Genomic DNA, 18,229 nt, shown 5'->3' on the forward strand with positions numbered 1-18,229 from the left:
ATCCTGCCCCCGCAATCTGGTCCGGTAGTTCAGTTGGTTAGAATGCCTGCCTGTCACGCAGGAGGTCGCGGGTTCGAGTCCCGTCCGGACCGCCATTTTCTAATATTAAAAACGTCAAACGAAACCTGGTTTCGTCTTTTTTTTATTCTTTTTTATCCTAAGCTCATATTTCATTAATAATGAAAATAGCTTACTTTGCCCATTGCTGCAAAATAAGGTAAACTACATATAGATTATTCTCCTTAGGATTTATCCTAAGGTTTTTTTTCTTTATAGATTAGACCATAAAAGGTGATGAAACATATGAGTCAGTTTGAGTTTATCTCAAAGAAGCCAGAGGATACGATGGCGTTTTCGGAAAGGCTGGGCAGCCTGCTCCAGCCGGGGGATGTCCTTGCTCTGGAAGGAGATTTGGGCGCAGGAAAAACGACATTCACCAAGGGGCTGGCAAAAGGACTTAATATTACCCGTAATGTAAATAGCCCCACTTTTACGATAATTAAAGAATACCAAGGAAGATTGCCCCTGTATCATATGGATGTATACAGAGTTGAAGATTCTTTTGAGGATTTGGGGTTTGATGAATATTTTGAAGGCAATGGGGTCACAGTTGTAGAATGGGCTCATCTAGTTAAAGAACAGCTTCCCGAAGAGTTATTGACGATTTATTTATATCTTGATGATAATGACTCAAGAAAGCTTGTCCTGGAACCCCAGGGAAAAAGATATGAGGAATTGTGTAAGGAGATTATGTTATGAAGGTTTTAGCCATTGATACATCCAATTACCCTTTGGGAGTAGCTCTTCTGGATGGTGATCAGGTTATAGGCGAGTATATTACCAATGTAAAAAAGAATCACTCTGTCCGTGTTATGCCGGCTATTGATATATTAATGAAAGATTGTGGTGTTACGCCAGCTGAGATAGATAAAATTGTTGTTGCGAAAGGACCTGGCTCCTATACAGGCGTCCGTATTGGGGTTACCATTGCAAAAACTCTGGCCTGGACTTTAAATAAGCCGCTGGTTGGGGTATCCAGCCTGGAAATTTATGCGGCTTCGGCCGGCAGATACTTTAATGGCGTCATATCTCCTCTGTTTGATGCACGAAGAGGGCAAATATATACTGGCCTGTATCAATATAAGGAAGGGAAATTAGAGTCTCTTATGAAAGACCAGCTCCTTCTTGCAAAAGATTGGGCATCAATGCTTTCTGAACAGAAAGAGAAGGTCCTTTTAATGGGGAATGATTTGCCTTTACATAAAGAGGTATTCGCAGAATCCCTTAAAGACCGGGCTGTGTACGCTTCGCCTGCAGAACATAATCCAAGGCCAGCCGAACTTGCCTTATTAGGCAGAGACCGAGAGCCTGAGGAAGTTCACACTTTTGTTCCTAATTATATTAGGATTGCGGAAGCTGAAGCTAATTGGATAAAAGCAAACCAAGAAAAAAAGCTATAGTGATGAGGAAGCGAACGTATGAATAAATCCTTAACTTTCCGTTTTATGAATGAAGAGGATATTGATGATGTTTTGGAAATAGAGCATAAGTCCTTTGCCACACCCTGGAGCAGGGAAGCCTTTTTTAACGAATTAACACAAAATCAGTTTGCTTTGTATGTTGTTTTAGAAGGAGAAAATAAAGTAATAGGCTACTGTGGAGCATGGATCGTCGTGGACGAAGCTCATATCACAAATGTTGCGCTGCTCCCTGAATATCGCGGGAGAAAGCTTGGAGAAGCTCTGATGCGAAAGTTAATAGAGATTGCGTCTGAAATGGGGGCCATCACGATGACTCTGGAAGTAAGGGTATCTAACTTCACAGCTCAGTCCTTGTACCGAAAGCTTGGTTTTCAAAATGGAGCCATTAGGAAGAACTACTATACTGATAATCAAGAAGATGCTTTAGTAATGTGGGTGAATTTATAATGAAAAAAGATCAATGGATCATGGGAATTGAGACAAGCTGTGATGAAACTGCTGTTGCCATCATTAAGAATGGCCGTGAAATCTCAGCCAATATAGTTGCATCCCAAATAGAGAGCCATAAACGTTTTGGAGGAGTAGTTCCGGAAATAGCTTCCCGCCATCATGTTGAACAGATAACGATAGTGCTGGAAGAAGCATTATATAAGGCTGGCATCACAAATTCTGATCTTTCAGCAATTGCTGTGACTGAAGGACCTGGCCTTGTAGGCGCGCTGCTGATCGGGGTTAATGCCGCTAAAGCGGTTGCTTTTGCTCATGGTATTCCTCTTGTAGGCGTGCATCATATTGCTGGACATATTTATGCCAATCGATTGGTTGAAGAAATGGAATTTCCATTACTATCCCTGGTAGTCTCTGGCGGACATACAGAACTGGTCTATATGAAGGAGCATGGCCATTTCGAAGTGATTGGAGAGACAAGGGATGATGCTGCAGGAGAGGCATATGATAAAGTTGCCCGGACATTAAATCTGCCATATCCAGGCGGTCCTCACATTGACAGACTCGCTCATGAAGGGAACCCAACGATTCAGCTGCCGAGAGCATGGCTGGAAGAAGGTTCATACGACTTTAGCTTCAGCGGCTTAAAATCTGCCGTTATCAACACTGTTCACAATGCTGAGCAGCGTGGTGAGGCCATTGTGCCGGAAGATCTTGCCGCAAGCTTTCAGGAAAGTGTTATTGATGTCTTAGTAACGAAAACAGAAAGAGCCGTTGAAGAATATCGGGTGAAGCAGCTGCTGCTCGCAGGCGGAGTTGCGGCGAATAAAGGACTTCGGTCCTCTTTGGAAAAGAAGTTTGGGGGCAAAGCGGATATAAAGCTTATTATTCCTCCATTATCTTTATGCACAGATAATGCAGCGATGATTGGTGCAGCAGGAAGTGTGCTGTTCGAAAAAGGACAATTCGCCGGTCTTGATTTAAATGCCAATCCCGGTTTAGACATCACTATCCACAATGATAAATAAATTAGTAAAAAGTCCCCGACCGAAGAGGGGACTTTTTCTGTGGATAAAATCATTTATTTCAGAATTTTATGTTGATTATGTGGATAAAATCAGTTCGTTTTGTGGATAATGTGGAAAAGTCTGTGGAGAGTATATATAACTGCGTTTTTCTTGTGTTTATCTCTGTGGATAATAAAAAAGACTGGCAGTGACTATTCTACCAGTCTAAAAGTTATGAATTTTCCTTTATTAATCATCAGCTAAAAGTGCCCATTCTTCCATCAACTCTTCCAGCTTTGCTTTTGCTTGATCAGTTTCATTTGTAATGCCCATCACTTTTTCATGGTCTTGATAAACATTCGGATCACAGAGAAGCTGATCATTCATACCAATTGCTTTCTCCAATGCTTCTATTTGCTCTTCAATTTCTTCCATTCTTCTTTTTCGCTGTCGTTCGAGCTTTTTGGCTTCTTTATCATGCTGATAATTATTTTTGTCCTGCTTAACAGGTTGTGATGGAGAGGATTCAACTTGCTCATTAAGTGTAAGCAATTCCTCCTGTTCCTGCTTTTTTTCCACATAATAATCATAATCGCCAAGATACTCTGTTGCACCACTACTGGAAAGTTCAACTACTTTTGTTGTGATTCTGTTGATAAAATATCGGTCATGAGATACAAAGAGAATCGTTCCGGGATAATCAATCAATGCATTTTCAAGAATTTCTTTGCTATCCAGGTCCAAATGGTTTGTTGGCTCGTCGAGGATTAAGAAATTGGCTTTCTGCATCATAAGCTTCGCAAGTGCAAGACGAGCCTTTTCACCGCCGCTCAGTGTTGAAACAGTTTTAAGAACATCATCACCAGAGAAAAGAAAGTTCCCAAGTATTGTCCGAATTTCCTTTTCCGGTTTAAGAGGGTATTCATCCCATAATTCGTTCAGGACTCTTTTGTTGCTGGTGAGTTCCGCCTGTTCCTGGTCATAGTAGCCAATTATCACATTGGAACCGTACTGAATCTCCCCAGAAAAAGAAGGGATTTTTTTGATGATGGTTTTAAGCAGAGTGGATTTGCCAATACCATTAGGCCCAACAAGTGCTATGCTGTCTCCTTTTGCCAGTCGCAGTGAAATATTTCCGCTCACTTTCTTTTCATAGCCTATAGCAAGAGAATGAATATTTAAAACCTCATTGCCAGATTGCCGTTCAATGTCAAAGCCAAAAGAAGCCGATTTCTCGTCTCCAAGCGGCCTGTCCATCACCTCCATTCTTGCCAGCTGCTTTCTGCGGCTTTGCGCCCTTTTGGTTGTGGAGGCCCGGGCAAGGTTTCGCTGGATAAAATCCTGCAGCTTAGCGATCTCTTCCTGCTGTTTCTCGAATTCCTTCATTTCTCTTTCAAAATTCGCGGCTTTTTGATCCAGATATGAACTGTAGTTGCCAGGATACTTTCTTATTTGGCGGCGGGAAATCTCGTAAACCTGGGAAACGACCTTATCAAGGAAATAGCGGTCATGGGAAACGATTAGAATGGCGCCATTGTATCCTTGCAGGTATTGTTCGAGCCATGATAATGTTTCAATATCCAGGTGGTTGGTAGGCTCGTCAAGTATTAAGATATCAGGCTTTGTCAGCAAAAGTTTACCAAGGGCCAATCTGGTACGCTGTCCGCCGCTCAATGATGAAATTTTAGTGTCATAGCCCATTGAGCTGAAGTTGAGTCCGTGGAGAATGGAACGGATATCTGCCTCATATTGATAGCCGCCATTTTCTTTGAAATCAACCTGAAGCTTGTCGTATTCTTTTAAGATGCGTTCATAGGCATCAGAGTTATTTAGGATATCAGGGTCTGCCATTTGTTCTTCAAGGCTGCGAAGCTGTTTTTCCTGCTTCTGCAGATGACTAAAAACAGTCAGCATTTCATCCCAAATGGATAACTCTGATTCCAGGCCGGTATTTTGTGCAAGATAGCCAATTGTTACTTCCTTCGGCTTTATAATCTCACCGGAGTCATACGTCATTTGTCCGGCAATAATTTTTAAAAGGGTGGATTTTCCTGCACCATTGCGCCCAACAAGGGCAATCCGGTCCCTGGTTTGTACTTCAAGCTTTATATTCGATAAAATGGGATCAGCGCCAAAATTTTTTGTCAGCTGATTGACTTGTAATAATATCATGTTCTTTCACCTCGGGTATAGAGTAAGTGTAACTCATTCATATATGTTCGGCAATAAAGGGGACAGGACTTAAGCCTGACTGCAGGGCATTAAATCAAGACAAAAGGCAAATAAATATGTGAGGAACCATACAATGCACATACAAAGTAACAGAAAAATAGTGTATGATTTTGAAGAGAGGTGTTTTTGAATGGCGGATTTTACTCATTTTAATCAAGAGGGAAGGGCAAAAATGGTGGATGTCAGCGATAAGCCTGAGACGTCACGGACAGCCATCGCTCAATCAAGTATTGCTGTTAATCAGGAGATATACGAGAAGATAACATCCAACTCCATGAAAAAAGGGGATGTACTCGCTGTTGCACAAACTGCAGGCATTATGGCGAGCAAGAAAACATGGGACATTATTCCGATGTGCCATCCGCTCCCGCTAAAGGGTGTGGACATTTCATTTTCATGGAAAGCGGAATCGGAAGAGTATGTTCTTATCGTTACTGCTTCTGTAAAAACGAAGGGAAATACGGGTGTGGAAATGGAAGCGTTAACAGCTGCTTCGGTCTGTGCACTGACCGTATATGATATGTGCAAGGCTGTAGATAAAGGAATGGTGATTGGGCCAACCTTTTTAATAGAGAAAACAGGCGGAAAAAATGGAGACTTTAAAAGAAGTTAATTCATCATAAGAAATGGGGATGGACGAATGGCCAATGAACCAATTAAGATACCGCAGGCAACAGCTAAACGGCTGCCTTTATATTACCGCTTTCTAAAAAATCTTCACTCATCAGGCAAACAAAGAGTCTCTTCAGCAGAATTGAGTGAGGCCGTAAAAGTGGATTCTGCTACAATCCGCCGCGACTTTTCGTATTTTGGTGCGTTAGGGAAAAAAGGATATGGGTATAATGTGAATTACCTGCTGAGCTTCTTTCGGAAGACTCTTGACCAGGATGAGCTGACTAAAGTAGCTTTGGTCGGGGTAGGCAATTTAGGAACAGCCTTTCTTAACTATAATTTTCTTAAAAATAATAATACTAAAATAGAAGTAGCTTTTGATGTTGATGAGAGTAAGGTTGGCACGAAAATCGGCGATGTGCCGGTCCATCATATGGATGACCTTGAAGAAGTTATTGTAAATAATAATATTCAAGTGGCAATTTTAACAGTGCCGGCACCGCCTGCCCAGTCTATTACCGATCGGATGGTGAATGCGAAAATAAAAGGAATCCTAAATTTTACACCTGCGAGGCTCACTGTGCCAGCCTCGATTCGTATCCATCATATCGATCTGGCAGTGGAATTACAGTCACTGGTTTATTTTCTGAAAAATTATCCTGAAGAAGTGTAAAAAAATGAGCCTTTTGCGGGCTCATTTTTTCATTTTATTTTTCAATTTAAAATGCAGGCCAACCATCCGCAGACCGGTGCCAAAATCGAATGTGGCAATTATGATCAGAAAATAAGTAAAGAAACCCCAGGTTTCTTCACGCTGGATATTCTGTATTGCTATAAAGGTGAAAAGGCATCCGAGAAGGATGTAAATAAAGCCTGAAAACAAAGGTGTACTTCTCATCAAAATCCCCCAGTAAATTTAAAACTCTGCACAGCATTCCACTAAGCTAGAAAAAGCTGATAAAGCTCTGCATTTTTTCCATTTCTTCTAACCATTTTTGCATATTATCCTGATTCAGCTGGATAACTGCAACAAAGGTGTTCATCGCCACATGGGCAAAAATCGGCACAATAATCCGCTTCGTCTTGACGTATAAAAAGGCAAAGGTGAACCCCATTGCCGAGTACAGCAGTACATGTTCAGGCTCAAAATGGGCAAGTGCAAAAATGACTGAGCTGATCAGGGCCGAAAGGAAGAAGTTGAAGCGCTTATGGAGAGAACCGAAAATAATTTTTCTAAAGACGATTTCCTCAAGGATTGGCCCGATGACCGAGCTGATTAATATAACGATTGGCGATGCCTCAATGATCCGGATAATCTGCTGCGTATTTTCAGATCCCATTTCAATGCCAATCATATTTTCAATGCTTGCAGCGGTAGCTTGAGCGATCATGGCCAAAAATATGCCGCCTATTGCCCAGCCCACTGAGCTTGCTGCGGGAGATGCATCCCTATCCAGGCCTCTTTTCATCTCTTTTCTTAATAATAGAAGCGTAATGATCAGTGTGACTGTAAAACTGATGACAAGCCAGTAGGCTACAGCCAGGATCTGCATGTTTTCGGGATTCTGTCCAAGGGCATCTGCAATAAATAACACAAGCGGAACGCCAAACAAACTGGACAGCTGCATAGCAATATAAGCTATTAATATAAACCAATATTCCTTCTTCAAAATGTTATACTCCTTAATCTGAATGTTGGAAAACAAGTCCTAAAGCCATTGTACTCTTAAAAAGGAGCGGGTTTCAAATATCAGCATCAAAGCAGCAAAATACCATGTTTAAAGTGAAGAGCTTCGAAGTATACTTAAGTGGTTGTCTGTGTCGAAAAATAGCGTGTATCGGCGGGTAAAATTTTTTCTAAAAAATTTAAGCTTCACCCTTGCAAATAGATATAAGATTCATTAATATAATAATTGTGTTAGCACTCATACAGAGAGAGTGCTAATAAATAAAAATATTTACATATTATTTGAGGAGGTTGTTTCACTTGTTAAAGCCACTAGGTGATCGAATCATTATCGAGCTTGTTGAAACTGAAGAAAAAACTGCAAGCGGCATCGTACTGCCGGACACTGCTAAAGAGAAGCCTCAAGAAGGTAAAGTTGTAGCTGTGGGAACTGGCCGCGTTCTTGAAAATGGCGAGCGTGTTGACCTTGAAGTTGCTGACGGCGACCGTATCATCTTCTCAAAATATGCTGGTACTGAAGTGAAGTACGAAGGCAAAGAATATTTAATTTTACGCGAAAATGACATTCTTGCTGTAATTGGCTAATCGCCATCAAGCGAAGATTATTAAAAGATAAAGCTAAAATTTTTGAGGAGGTTTTTATCAATGGCTAAAGAGATTAAATTTAGTGAAGAAGCTCGCCGCGCGATGCTTCGCGGTGTGGATTCCCTTGCAAATGCGGTAAAAGTAACTCTTGGACCTAAAGGACGCAACGTGGTTCTTGAGAAGAAATTCGGTTCTCCATTAATCACTAATGATGGTGTGACAATCGCAAAAGAAATCGAACTTGAAGATGCTTTTGAAAACATGGGTGCAAAGCTTGTTGCTGAAGTAGCAAGCAAAACAAACGATGTTGCCGGTGACGGTACCACAACTGCAACTGTTCTTGCTCAGGCAATGATCCGTGAAGGACTTAAGAATGTAACTGCAGGCGCCAACCCTATGGGCATCCGCAAAGGAATCGAAAAAGCTGTTTCTACAGCTGTTGAAGAGTTAAAAGCTATTTCAAAGCCAATTGAAAATAAAGAATCCATCGCACAGGTTGCTGCAATCTCTGCTGCTGACAATGAAGTTGGCCAGCTGATTGCTGAAGCAATGGAGCGCGTTGGCAACGATGGCGTTATTACAATTGAAGAATCTAAAGGATTCACAACTGAGCTTGATGTAGTAGAAGGTATGCAATTCGACCGCGGATACGCTTCTCCATACATGGTTACAGATTCTGATAAGATGGAAGCGGTTCTTGAAAACCCTTATATCTTAATCACTGATAAGAAGATCACAAGCATCCAGGAAATCCTTCCTGTACTTGAGCAGGTTGTACAGCAAGGCAAGCCTTTATTGCTTGTAGCTGAGGATGTTGAAGGTGAAGCACTTGCTACACTGGTAGTGAATAAGCTTCGTGGAACTTTCAACGCGGTAGCAGTAAAAGCTCCTGGCTTCGGTGACCGCCGTAAAGCTATGCTTGAAGATATCGCGATTCTGACTGGCGGTGAAGTAATCACTGAAGAGTTAGGCCGTGACCTTAAATCTGCTACAATCGACTCTTTAGGACGCGCTTCAAAAGTGGTTGTTTCAAAAGAAAACACTACGATCGTTGAAGGTGCAGGGGACAGCGCGCAAATCGGCGGCCGTGTGAACCAGATCCGCACTCAAATGGAAGAAACTACTTCTGAATTTGACCGCGAGAAATTACAAGAGCGCCTGGCTAAGCTAGCTGGCGGTGTGGCCGTGGTTAAAGTTGGTGCTGCGACTGAAACTGAATTGAAAGAGCGCAAGCTTCGCATCGAAGACGCCCTTAACTCTACACGTGCTGCTGTAGAAGAAGGCATCGTTTCCGGTGGTGGAGTTGCCCTTCTAAACGTATACAACAAAGTGGCTGCTATCCAGGCTGATGGCGATGAAGCTACAGGAATCAACATCGTATTGCGTGCGATGGAAGAGCCTGTACGCACAATTGCACACAATGCAGGCCTTGAAGGTTCTGTAATTGTTGACCGCTTAAAGCGCGAAGCAGTTGGAACAGGCTTCAACGCTGCTACTGGCGAGTGGGTAAACATGATCGAAGCTGGTATCGTTGACCCAACTAAAGTAACTCGTTCAGCTCTTCAAAACGCTGGATCTGTTGCAGCTATGTTCTTAACTACTGAAGCAGTAGTTGCTGACAAGCCAGAAGAAAATGCTGGCCCTGCAATGCCTGATATGGGCGGTATGGGTGGAATGGGCGGCATGATGTAATTTAAAGCGTTGAATCCAACGTTTTAAAGCATCTTCCTCCAGAACATAGGGACAGGTTACATGTCCCGCTGATCCCTAAAATGCTTATAACTCAAACAAAAAAGGAATTCCTATTCGGGAATTCCTTTTTTATTTATTCTTTATCCGAACCCCCGCCAAATGTTTCGGGAATCATAGTGAAGCCTTCAATCACGGTATCTTCTTCCACCTCGATCATCAGGTAACGCTTGCCATCAAAATGGACTTGTTTGACATATCTCAGGTCTTGCGGGCAGATGGATATGTTGGCTGCCTTCGTGCTGATTTTTATTGATTTTGAATTGTATTTGGGCAGGACGCTGCTTGCCTTTATTTCATATTTGTCATCATCGATGATTTTTTGATAAGCAGATTGGACCTTTTCTGAATTAATATCTTCGAGACCGCTCACCTTTAAAACACGTTCTACGTCTTTGGAATCCAGCTTCGGCGGTTCATCCTCTTCGTTTTCCACGATCATCCGGTTAATCTCTTCATATACGCTGGAAAGTGTTGATGTGCTTAGCTGATCTCCTGTTACGTCTTTAATAATTTCCTCAAAAACGATTTTATCATCCTGCGCCGTCATCGTTTCTTCCCCGTTTAAAACGTCCTCTATGAACAGGTGGTCGGGCTCATGGACCTTGCCTGCTGAATACAAGACATGATTGACATCAGCAGCATGATCGGTGAAGCAAGGAAATAGGAACCCTGAAATTGGTGCTTTGAGGTTGATAATCGGATCAACAGTAAAATGATACTTAAATTCCTTTTCTACATAGTCAAAAAGCAGTTCTTTCTTCGGTTCCTGCGTGTTATTTATGCTGCAGAGAATAAAGGGATGAGAATATACGGCATCGCTTTCACTTTCCTCGGCTTCTGCATTGCGGCGTTTCATTGGCTTAAGATATTCCCCGCGAATGAACGTAACGACAATATCCTTTTCATATTGCCGGATTCCCAGAATTTTGCCGACTATCTGAAGCATTTGATCCATCCAGCCTTCAGCATCACTGCTTAGCAATCCTTGATGCAGGATGAGCTGACTGCTGTTTTCGGCATCCCGCTGAAACTTTAATTCAAAGAGCTTTTCATCCAATTGGCCGCCCAGCAGCTTTTTGAAGTTATCCATAAACAGCTCCTGCTGATCCTGGTCCAGTATTTCAAAGGGCTGGCTCTCATAATGATAAATCTCGCTTGATTCCTTCATAATATAGACATTAAAAATATCTGAGATCTTTAGTAAGTCATTATTTAACTTAAATTGTTTCCGAATCTGTGCGATGTCTTTCTTGTTCACGGTTAAAATCCACTCCTAAGCTGCCCAATATGCATATTTACTAGAATAACAAAATACATCAGCTCTATAAATTATTATTTATTTTCGTTTTTTGATAAGGGTTTTTTAATGGAGATTTGAAAGAGGGGAGGTGACTGTAGAATCCTGATATTTTGGCAGCATTGAGGGTATAAAAAGAGACTTCCCATAAGTTGAGCAATACTTGTGTGAAGCCTCTTATTTTATGAAAAAGGGTTGTTGAACTATCACACGGCAGCTGTGCTAAGGCATTCTTTTTTGTGCACCGCTCTGTATACCCCTGGAAAGCAGCCGATCCGATTCATCTAAAAATTGCACGGATTGTCGCGTTGTTTCTTCGTTTTGCAGCAATACAGATTTATACGTCTCTGTCACCTGCTGAAGCTGCCTATTTAAAACATTCAATTTATTGATGAAATCAAGGACATTATTCTCCCCAATAGTGGATGGAAGGAATGGCTGGAGCCCGTTAGCGGAGGCTTGAAGTTTAGAGAGTGCCTGTTCTATTTCGCTTATCCTTAGCTTAATCTCAGTATCCATTCTCAGTACCTCCTCATTATTTCTTCGACCTCTCTGCTGCAAGCTGTGCTTCCAGGGAAGCGATCGTTTGTTTGATAGAATCGATTTCCTGCTGGATCTGCTGCTGCTTCCGGCTTATGGCTGAAAACACTTCATGAAACTGATTTGATTCAAGGTCAGTGTAACTCGTAAGCATTTGTTCAAACCGGATATCCTCAAATTCATCTGCCAGCTTTCCCTGCCAGGTAAAAGGGGAAAGATCAGGCTTTGTGACGGTATGCCGATAGTGGTTAAACTCCTGCTGTTTTCCTTGGAGCTCTCCCTCACAGGCCAGCAGTCTCTGCTGATCACTTTGTTTCTTCGCCAATAAACTGTAGTAATATCCTAAAGACATGAATATTCACCTCTATATACTGCCATTTTCATATTATTAAACCGGAAAAAAGAATCCATTTTACTATATCACAGGGAAATAATGTAATAATGATACATTTTCCTTATTTTAGTCATTCTGTCGATGGGTATATATTACTGTTTTATACAAAAGTGTAAAAATAATCCTATTCGTAATAAAATTACTCTAATTTTTAGTGTAAAGTATAGATTATGGAAAATTCTAGTGAGGAGCTCTCTGAAGCGCCTCTATTCCAGTTGTCGAATGGCAGGAGGCGATTTATACTGAAGGTATTAGATACGAGTGAGTTGCATAGCCGATTGAAGGAGCTTCAACCCAGTCTGCACTCCTTAGAAGAGCAGATAAGAAACATTGCGCGTGATGTAGAAGGTATTACCTCGCTTGAGGACTCCTTTCGGGGAGAGGGAGCAGCCGCTATTCAGGCTTTCTTCCAGGAATGTCATTCTCCTTTTCTCTTATTTTTTGAAGGTTTTCTTGCAGACTATCAAAATACTTTAAAAAGAATAGCTTCTTCCCTTCAGATGCTCGAGCCGGCAAGCAATGGATTCATCCGTCAGAACTTTTTGGATGGAGAAGCGGCACAGGGCCTGGTGAAAACAGAATTTATCACTAATAGCCTAACGGAAGAGACCAATGCGGTATTACAGAAAGTTTCTGATATTGTCAGTCTCCCTCACCTGCAGGATGGGGAGTTTTCGGCACATGTAAGGAGAGCGGAACTTCACCGGAGAAATACGGTTGATCATCTTATGACCTTTGACAGCCAGCAAACACTGGCTCTTGATCCAATTGAGCAGGATCTTCATCTGATGAAGACATACATCGATGGAATTTCCAGCCTCTTTCAGAGTGGAAATCTTAGCATTTCCGGATATTCCGTCAAGCAGCTTCACTCCAGTCCAATCTATGGAGAGCTTTTAGAAGGGATCAGGCATAAAGCAGGAAATTCCAGGCGTTCTCCGGAATTCTTTAAAGAACTCGGCGTAACGGCCCTGGGTCAGATTCTGCCGCCTGGTGCTTATTCCATCTGGGCTATCTGGCAGAGTACCTACGAAAGAAAGACCATCCACTATCAGTTAAGAGCATTGAAAGCTTTTGCAGAGCTAAACAGTAACGAAATCAGCCCGGAGGAAATCGCCACCCTGAGCGGCAGAGAGATCCTGACTGTTGATGTTATAGATGAGCATGGCATCGGCAGCCAGAATCAGGGCGGAAAGTTTCATCTGTATGAGGACGGCCGGATCGTCAGGAAATTCTATGGGGAAAAAGGAACAGTCTACGAATTCGTCGACTCCATTCCAGAAGACCGCGTGGGAGGAGTACGGGAATTGGACTCCATAGCTGACGGAACCCCGCTTGAAATACTCGAATACCTGTCGCTCGCGGCTGTTGTCCGAAAGCAAGGAACCAAGATCATACGGAAAAGCATCAATAGGGCCGACTTTGATGCGCTTGTAAGGATATTGAAAGAGGAAAAGGGCCATGTGGTCTTGCCGGGGAAGAAGGCTGGTAAGGGTAAAGATGTTAAGGTAACTAGTGAGGCTATAGATGATATTATTAGAGATGGTAGTCATATACTTAAAGGTGGAAAATTAAAACCTAATATTAAATATCAAGCAGGCGAATATGATTACCTATATAAAACAGATGAATCAGGAAGACTGACCGAGTTTAATGCGGGTGATTTAAAATTAACAGAACGTGATAATAGATTACCGCATAAGTCTAATACACCCGGAAAAGAACCCGGAGACCATGCAGGGCACTTAGCAGCAGATAGATTTGGAGGATCTCCAGATTTAGATAATCTTGTGTCTCAATCAAGTAGTGTTAATTTGAGTAAATATAAAAAATTAGAGAATCAATGGGCTAAAGCAATAGAAGAAGGAAAAGATGTTTCAGTTAATGTTAAAATTAATTACGAAGGAAATAGTTTAAGACCGAGCGGCTTTGATATAGAATATGAAATTGATGGTCGCATAAGGTTCATAAGTATAGATAACTAGAGGTGATTATGTGAAGTTATTTGAGGATTATTTTTCAGAAATACAAACAGACATGGTGGCTATTTGTTTAGAGTATGTCGAAAATAAAGCAGATGAAATCTTTATTTATTGTTCATATGAACCCGAAATGTATGTTTTTGATTTTTTCTATAGAATTAACGGAAAGATTGTCCATAAACATCAACTAAATGATGCTATAAAAGAGTTAGACAGTCAGCAATATCAAATTTACGATGTTTCGAGAGAAAGACAGAAGGCAGCATTAAAAATTGGTAATCAAAATTTAAAGCTAATCCATAAGAAATGTGAAGACTTCAATAAAGAAATGCCTACAGAGATGAAGTTATATTACAATGTAAAACAAAATAGTTTAAAAGGAAAATATAGATATGATTTAGTTTATACGAATGATGATGAACTATTGCCTGATGATATCTTTGATTTATGGTTCGAAGAAATGAAAAAAACTGATTTATAAAATCTGACCTTGAATGGCTTAATGCCTTTCAAGGTTTTTTATGCTTTTAACATATTAAGAAGCGGCACAGGGCCTGGTAAAAACAGAATCTATCACCAATAGCCTAACAGATGAGACCAATGCGGTGATGCAGAAAGTTTCTGATATTGTCAGTCTCCCCCACCTGCAGGATGGGGAGTTTTCGGCACATGTAAGGAGAGCGGAACTTCACCGGAGAAATACGGTTGATGATCTTATGACCTTTGACAGCCAGCAAACACTGGCACTTGATCCAATTGAGCAGGATCTTCATCTGATGCAGACATACATCGCTAAAATTTCCAGCCTCTTTCAAAGTGGAAATCTCAGCATTTCCGGCTATTCCGTCAAGCAGCTTCACTCCAGCCCCATCTATGGAGAGCTTTTACAAGGCATCAGGCATAAAGCAGGAAATTCTATGCGCTCTCCGGAATTCTTTAAAGAACTGGGCGAAACTGGCCTGGGTCAGATTCTGCCGCCTGGTGCTTATTCCCTTTGGGCTATCTGGCAGAGCACATATGAAAGAAAGACCATCCACTATAAGTTAAGAGCCTTGAAAGCTTTTAGCAGAGATGAACAGTAATGAAATTAGCCCAGAGGAATTCACCTCTTTGAGCGGACGAGAGCTCCTGACTGTTAAAGTCATAGATGAGCATGGCATCGGCAGTCAGAACCAGGGCGGCAAGTTCCATCTTTATGAAGACGGACGGATTGTCCGGGAATTCAATGGCGAAAAAGGAACAGCCTACGAATTCGTCGATTCCATTCCAGAAGACCGAGTGGGGGGAGTGCGGGAACTTGCCTCCATTGCCGACGGAACCCCGCTTGAAATACTCGAATACCTGTCGCTCGCAGCTGTTGTCCGAAAACAAGGTACCAAGGTCATACGGAAAAGCATCAATAAGGCCGACTTTGATGCGCTTGTCAGGATATTGAAAGAGGAAAAGGGTAATGTGGTCTTGCCGGGGAGGAAGGCTGGTAAGGGTACGGGTAATAAGATAGATTCTGATACAATAAAAAAATATATTAGAGATATAGAAGGACAAACAGGCAGAGAGTTACCTAAAAACCAAATAGAGAAGTTGAAGGAAGCCTTAAGAAATAAAGAATAAAAAAAAATGTCACCAATAGAACAGGCTAAGCATAGGGCAGAATTTGATAAAGTAAAAAATAAAGTAATCAAAGAGTGGGAAAAAAATACAGGCAAAAGTGGCCTGTGTATAATGAAAATGTTATTCAGAAAAAACAGGTAAAATAATTAGGAAAAAAGGAGATAAGTATGATGCTCATCATATAATTGAGAATACATTTGGAGGAGAACATGAATGGTGGAATATGCATCCTGCAAAATTCCCAAATGAGCATCAAGCTGGTATTCATGGAACAGGTTCACCAGCAAATTCGCTATTTAAAGGAGGTAAAAAATAATGGGCTACGAATCTATGAAAGCAAATCAAGAAAATAGTATTTATCGAGTAACTGAAAATGAAATAAAAGATGTTGAGAAGGAACTCGATTTAAAATTTCCTAAGGAGTTAGTTAATTTTCACATAGAGGTTGGCTACGGGTTTATTAAAGGTTCAGAGTTTAATATAAATCGTATTATGGATCCTTATTCCGTAAGAGATTTTCGATTAAGAGTTAACGATTTTGAGTTTTATCCTGACATAGAAATCTATGATGAATTTGAAAATAACAAACTAATATTTTTTGAAGGTAGTGAATCAGCTTTAATGTCAATTGAATTGAATGAAAAGAAAAGCAGTCCGGTTTACTATTATGATATTCAAATTGCGACTTCTCTTGAAGAATTTTTAAGAAAAATTGAAGAAAATGATAAATATTACTTGGAGTTACTAGTTGATGAAAAAACATAATAAAACGGACACCTTGATTGGCTAAATGCCTTTGAAGGTTTTTCTTTTAATATGCCCCTAACTTTCCCCCGCCAAATGTAGTGAATTTGCCCAAGCCAAACCCGTTTCCACGCATATACAATAATGTAGGCATATATATAGAGGAAATGGAGGTATGAACGGATGTACCCTTACAGAGGTCCTTACCAGCCGCAGGATCAGCGTTTTTTTGGATTCTTTGGTCTGCCCTTTTTAGGAGGGTTAGCAGGAGGTCTATTGGGCACCGCCTTATTCTACCCGCGTCCATATTATTGGTATCCTCCACCGCCGCCTTATTATTACCCGCGGCCTTGCTGTGGACCGGGATTTGGATATCCTTATTAATAGCTATCAGGGGGAGCTCTTTAAGAAATGCTTCCCTTTTTTCATGCCTGAAAGCACCAGAGTCATATTGCAGAGAAAAAGGCTTAAGGCAGCATAAATCTCCACATTAATTAAAGATAGTAATTAATAAAGAGTTTTTCTTTAAAGGTGAAGAACCTTTTTGGTTTGAAGAAAGAAGATTAGGGTTAAATATGAATATTATGGAATTATAGTGGGATAACTAATTTATCGATTTTTGCATGCTTAAGCAGCCTATGTTATCCTGAAAAACGTGTCTGCGGACAGGGTGTTCCATATTTTGTATATTATATGATGTATAGGAGGTGCTGAAAAGTTGATTGAGTTTAAAGAAGTTAACAAAATCTTTCAGGATGGGTTTCATGCTCTTAAGGATATTACCTTTAAAGTGGAAGAAGGAGAACTGCTGGTTCTGATTGGACCCAGCGGATCTGGAAAAACCACAACAATGAGGATGATCAACCGTCTTATTGAGCCGACAAAAGGCACAATCACTATTGAAGGAAAAGATATTTCAAAAGAAGATCCAGTCAAGCTCCGCCGGACGATCGGTTATGTGATCCAGCAAATAGGGCTGCTGCCGCATATGACGATAAAAGAAAATGTTTCTCTTGTTCCAAGGCTGATGAAATGGAAGAAGGAAGAATACATAGATAAAGTGGATGAGCTGATGCATATGGTAGGGCTGGATCCGGAGGTCTTTGGTAACCGCTATCCTTCAGAGCTGAGCGGCGGGCAGCAGCAGAGGATCGGTGTTATCAGGGCACTGGCAGCAGAGCCGAAGATCATTTTAATGGATGAACCGTTCAGTGCGCTGGATCCAATCAGCCGGGAGCAGCTTCAGGATGAATTAGTCCGTCTTCAGCGGGACATCCAAAAAACGATTGTATTTGTAACCCATGACATGGATGAGGCGCTTAAAATCGCTGACCGCATCTGTATCATGAAGGACGGAGAAGTCGTGCAGCTGGATACGCCTGAAAACATCATCCGCAGGCCGGCCAACGAATTCGTCCGGAGTTTTATTGGAGAAGACCGGCTGCAGGAAAATGATAATATCTCATTACCTAAGCTAACCAAATTAATGGTTCCGGCTGTAACAGCCGGCGGGAACCGCAGGCTGGCTGAATCCCTGAAGCTGATGCGAAGCAAACGGGTTAACAGTCTTGTGGTTGTGGATAATCAATATGTTTTTCAGGGAATCGCAACTGTCTGGGATGTCCAGAAAAATTACAAGGACGAAGAATTGATGCTTAAAGACATTATGGATTCAAACGTTGTGACACTTCAGCAAAATGATCCTGCGGAAAAAGCCTTTCAGCTGGTGAACGAATCTGTATATGGCTTTGTTCCGGTCATGGATGAACACAAAAAGCTTTTGGGTATTGTGACCCGATCAAGTCTAGTAGAATATATGGCTGACGAAATCATCGAGTAATCAGGATAGGGGGTGTTG

General features: G+C 41.4%; 20 protein-coding genes, 1 tRNA gene and 1 pseudogene. 16 read left to right on the top strand and 6 right to left on the bottom strand.

Features of this window, described 5'->3' with window-relative positions; genetic code table 11:
* Window positions 1-18 precede the first annotated feature (18 nt).
* The 5 genes from JI665_RS27170 to tsaD all read left to right on the top strand — a co-directional run bounded on the left by JI665_RS27170 (window position 19) and on the right by tsaD (window position 2,956).
* Window positions 19-95, top strand: a tRNA-Asp gene (locus JI665_RS27170).
* 208 nt (window positions 96-303) lie between these two features.
* The gene (gene tsaE / locus JI665_RS27175; RefSeq protein WP_206845909.1) at window positions 304-759 is read left to right on the top strand and encodes a tRNA (adenosine(37)-N6)-threonylcarbamoyltransferase complex ATPase subunit type 1 TsaE; all 456 of its coding nucleotides are present in this window, start codon (window positions 304-306) and stop codon (window positions 757-759) included.
* Window positions 756-1,460 carry a tRNA (adenosine(37)-N6)-threonylcarbamoyltransferase complex dimerization subunit type 1 TsaB gene (tsaB, locus tag JI665_RS27180; RefSeq protein WP_206845912.1) on the top strand — a complete coding sequence of 235 codons (705 nt, stop codon included), beginning with the start codon at window positions 756-758 and terminating at the stop codon, window positions 1,458-1,460. Before tsaE ends, tsaB begins: the two co-directional genes overlap by 4 nt.
* Window positions 1,461-1,478: 18 nt before the next feature.
* On the top strand, window positions 1,479-1,928 hold the full coding sequence (gene rimI, locus JI665_RS27185; protein WP_206845915.1) for a ribosomal protein S18-alanine N-acetyltransferase: 450 nt from the start codon (window positions 1,479-1,481) through the stop codon (window positions 1,926-1,928).
* Window positions 1,928-2,956 carry a tRNA (adenosine(37)-N6)-threonylcarbamoyltransferase complex transferase subunit TsaD gene (gene tsaD / locus JI665_RS27190; protein ID WP_206845917.1) on the top strand — a complete coding sequence of 343 codons (1,029 nt, stop codon included), beginning with the start codon at window positions 1,928-1,930 and terminating at the stop codon, window positions 2,954-2,956. Before rimI ends, tsaD begins: the two co-directional genes overlap by 1 nt.
* 228 nt (window positions 2,957-3,184) lie before the next feature.
* Here tsaD and JI665_RS27195 read toward each other — a convergent pair whose 3' ends face one another.
* The gene (locus tag JI665_RS27195; protein WP_206845919.1) at window positions 3,185-5,107 is read right to left on the bottom strand and encodes an ABC-F family ATP-binding cassette domain-containing protein; all 1,923 of its coding nucleotides are present in this window, start codon (window positions 5,105-5,107) and stop codon (window positions 3,185-3,187) included.
* 190 nt (window positions 5,108-5,297) lie between these two features.
* Here JI665_RS27195 and moaC point away from each other — a divergent pair, with 190 nt between their 5' ends.
* Together moaC and JI665_RS27205 are read left to right on the top strand one after the other, a co-directional pair.
* Window positions 5,298-5,780: a cyclic pyranopterin monophosphate synthase MoaC gene (gene moaC, locus JI665_RS27200; protein WP_206845922.1), complete on the top strand. Its 483-nt coding sequence runs from the start codon at window positions 5,298-5,300 to the stop codon at window positions 5,778-5,780.
* A 27-nt stretch (window positions 5,781-5,807) separates the two neighbouring features.
* Entirely contained in the window at window positions 5,808-6,452 is a 645-nt protein-coding gene (locus JI665_RS27205; RefSeq protein WP_206845925.1) for a redox-sensing transcriptional repressor Rex, read from the top strand.
* Between the two features lie 21 nt (window positions 6,453-6,473).
* Here the strand turns inward: JI665_RS27205 and JI665_RS27210 are convergent, their stop codons facing one another.
* Window positions 6,474-6,677 (bottom strand): YdiK family protein, encoded by a 204-nt coding sequence (locus tag JI665_RS27210; RefSeq protein WP_206845928.1) that lies wholly within the window; start codon window positions 6,675-6,677, stop codon window positions 6,474-6,476.
* A 46-nt stretch (window positions 6,678-6,723) separates the two neighbouring features.
* Complete coding sequence (locus JI665_RS27215; protein ID WP_206845930.1) at window positions 6,724-7,449, bottom strand: CPBP family intramembrane glutamic endopeptidase; 726 nt, start codon at window positions 7,447-7,449, stop codon at window positions 6,724-6,726.
* 317 nt (window positions 7,450-7,766) lie between these two features.
* On the opposite strand from JI665_RS27215, the gene groES reads away from it, so the two are divergent.
* Together groES and groL are read left to right on the top strand one after the other, a co-directional pair.
* Window positions 7,767-8,051 carry a co-chaperone GroES gene (groES, locus tag JI665_RS27220; RefSeq protein ID WP_206845932.1) on the top strand — a complete coding sequence of 95 codons (285 nt, stop codon included), beginning with the start codon at window positions 7,767-7,769 and terminating at the stop codon, window positions 8,049-8,051.
* A gap of 60 nt (window positions 8,052-8,111) precedes the next feature.
* Entirely contained in the window at window positions 8,112-9,743 is a 1,632-nt protein-coding gene (gene groL, locus JI665_RS27225) for a chaperonin GroEL (protein ID WP_206845934.1), read from the top strand.
* A gap of 133 nt (window positions 9,744-9,876) precedes the next feature.
* On the opposite strand, the gene JI665_RS27230 is transcribed toward groL, so the two are convergent.
* The 3 genes from JI665_RS27230 to JI665_RS27240 all read right to left on the bottom strand — a co-directional run bounded on the left by JI665_RS27230 (window position 9,877) and on the right by JI665_RS27240 (window position 11,992).
* Window positions 9,877-11,061 (bottom strand): DUF4317 domain-containing protein, encoded by a 1,185-nt coding sequence (locus JI665_RS27230; RefSeq protein ID WP_206845936.1) that lies wholly within the window; start codon window positions 11,059-11,061, stop codon window positions 9,877-9,879.
* A gap of 261 nt (window positions 11,062-11,322) precedes the next feature.
* Complete coding sequence (locus tag JI665_RS27235; protein WP_206845939.1) at window positions 11,323-11,619, bottom strand: YwqI/YxiC family protein; 297 nt, start codon at window positions 11,617-11,619, stop codon at window positions 11,323-11,325.
* Between the two features lie 16 nt (window positions 11,620-11,635).
* Entirely contained in the window at window positions 11,636-11,992 is a 357-nt protein-coding gene (locus tag JI665_RS27240; protein ID WP_206845941.1) for a YwqH-like family protein, read from the bottom strand.
* A gap of 212 nt (window positions 11,993-12,204) precedes the next feature.
* On the opposite strand from JI665_RS27240, the gene JI665_RS27245 reads away from it, so the two are divergent.
* From JI665_RS27245 to JI665_RS27280, 7 genes and pseudogenes are all read left to right on the top strand, one after another.
* Window positions 12,205-14,019, top strand: coding sequence for a T7SS effector LXG polymorphic toxin (locus JI665_RS27245; RefSeq protein WP_280516138.1), 1,815 nt, complete (start codon window positions 12,205-12,207; stop codon window positions 14,017-14,019).
* A 10-nt stretch (window positions 14,020-14,029) separates the two neighbouring features.
* The gene (locus tag JI665_RS27255) at window positions 14,030-14,497 is read left to right on the top strand and encodes a DUF600 domain-containing protein (protein WP_206845943.1); all 468 of its coding nucleotides are present in this window, start codon (window positions 14,030-14,032) and stop codon (window positions 14,495-14,497) included.
* Between the two features lie 91 nt (window positions 14,498-14,588).
* Entirely contained in the window at window positions 14,589-15,098 is a 510-nt protein-coding gene (locus JI665_RS27260) for a T7SS effector LXG polymorphic toxin (RefSeq protein ID WP_312886316.1), read from the top strand.
* Window positions 15,099-15,498: 400 nt separating this feature from the next.
* Window positions 15,499-15,943: pseudogene (locus tag JI665_RS27265) on the top strand (hypothetical protein); the annotation flags it as partial.
* Window positions 15,943-16,392, top strand: coding sequence for an SMI1/KNR4 family protein (locus JI665_RS27270; RefSeq protein WP_206845945.1), 450 nt, complete (start codon window positions 15,943-15,945; stop codon window positions 16,390-16,392). The pseudogene JI665_RS27265 and the gene JI665_RS27270, both read left to right, overlap by 1 nt.
* A 162-nt stretch (window positions 16,393-16,554) precedes the next feature.
* Window positions 16,555-16,755 carry a hypothetical protein gene (locus tag JI665_RS27275; RefSeq protein WP_206845947.1) on the top strand — a complete coding sequence of 67 codons (201 nt, stop codon included), beginning with the start codon at window positions 16,555-16,557 and terminating at the stop codon, window positions 16,753-16,755.
* 334 nt (window positions 16,756-17,089) lie between these two features.
* Window positions 17,090-18,211 carry an ABC transporter ATP-binding protein gene (locus JI665_RS27280; RefSeq protein WP_206845949.1) on the top strand — a complete coding sequence of 374 codons (1,122 nt, stop codon included), beginning with the start codon at window positions 17,090-17,092 and terminating at the stop codon, window positions 18,209-18,211.
* Window positions 18,212-18,229: the final 18 nt, after the last annotated feature.

Origin of the sequence: Bacillus sp. NTK034, from assembly GCF_017303275.1 — a bacterium.
In the GTDB taxonomy this organism is placed as follows: domain Bacteria; phylum Bacillota; class Bacilli; order Bacillales; family Cytobacillaceae; genus Cytobacillus.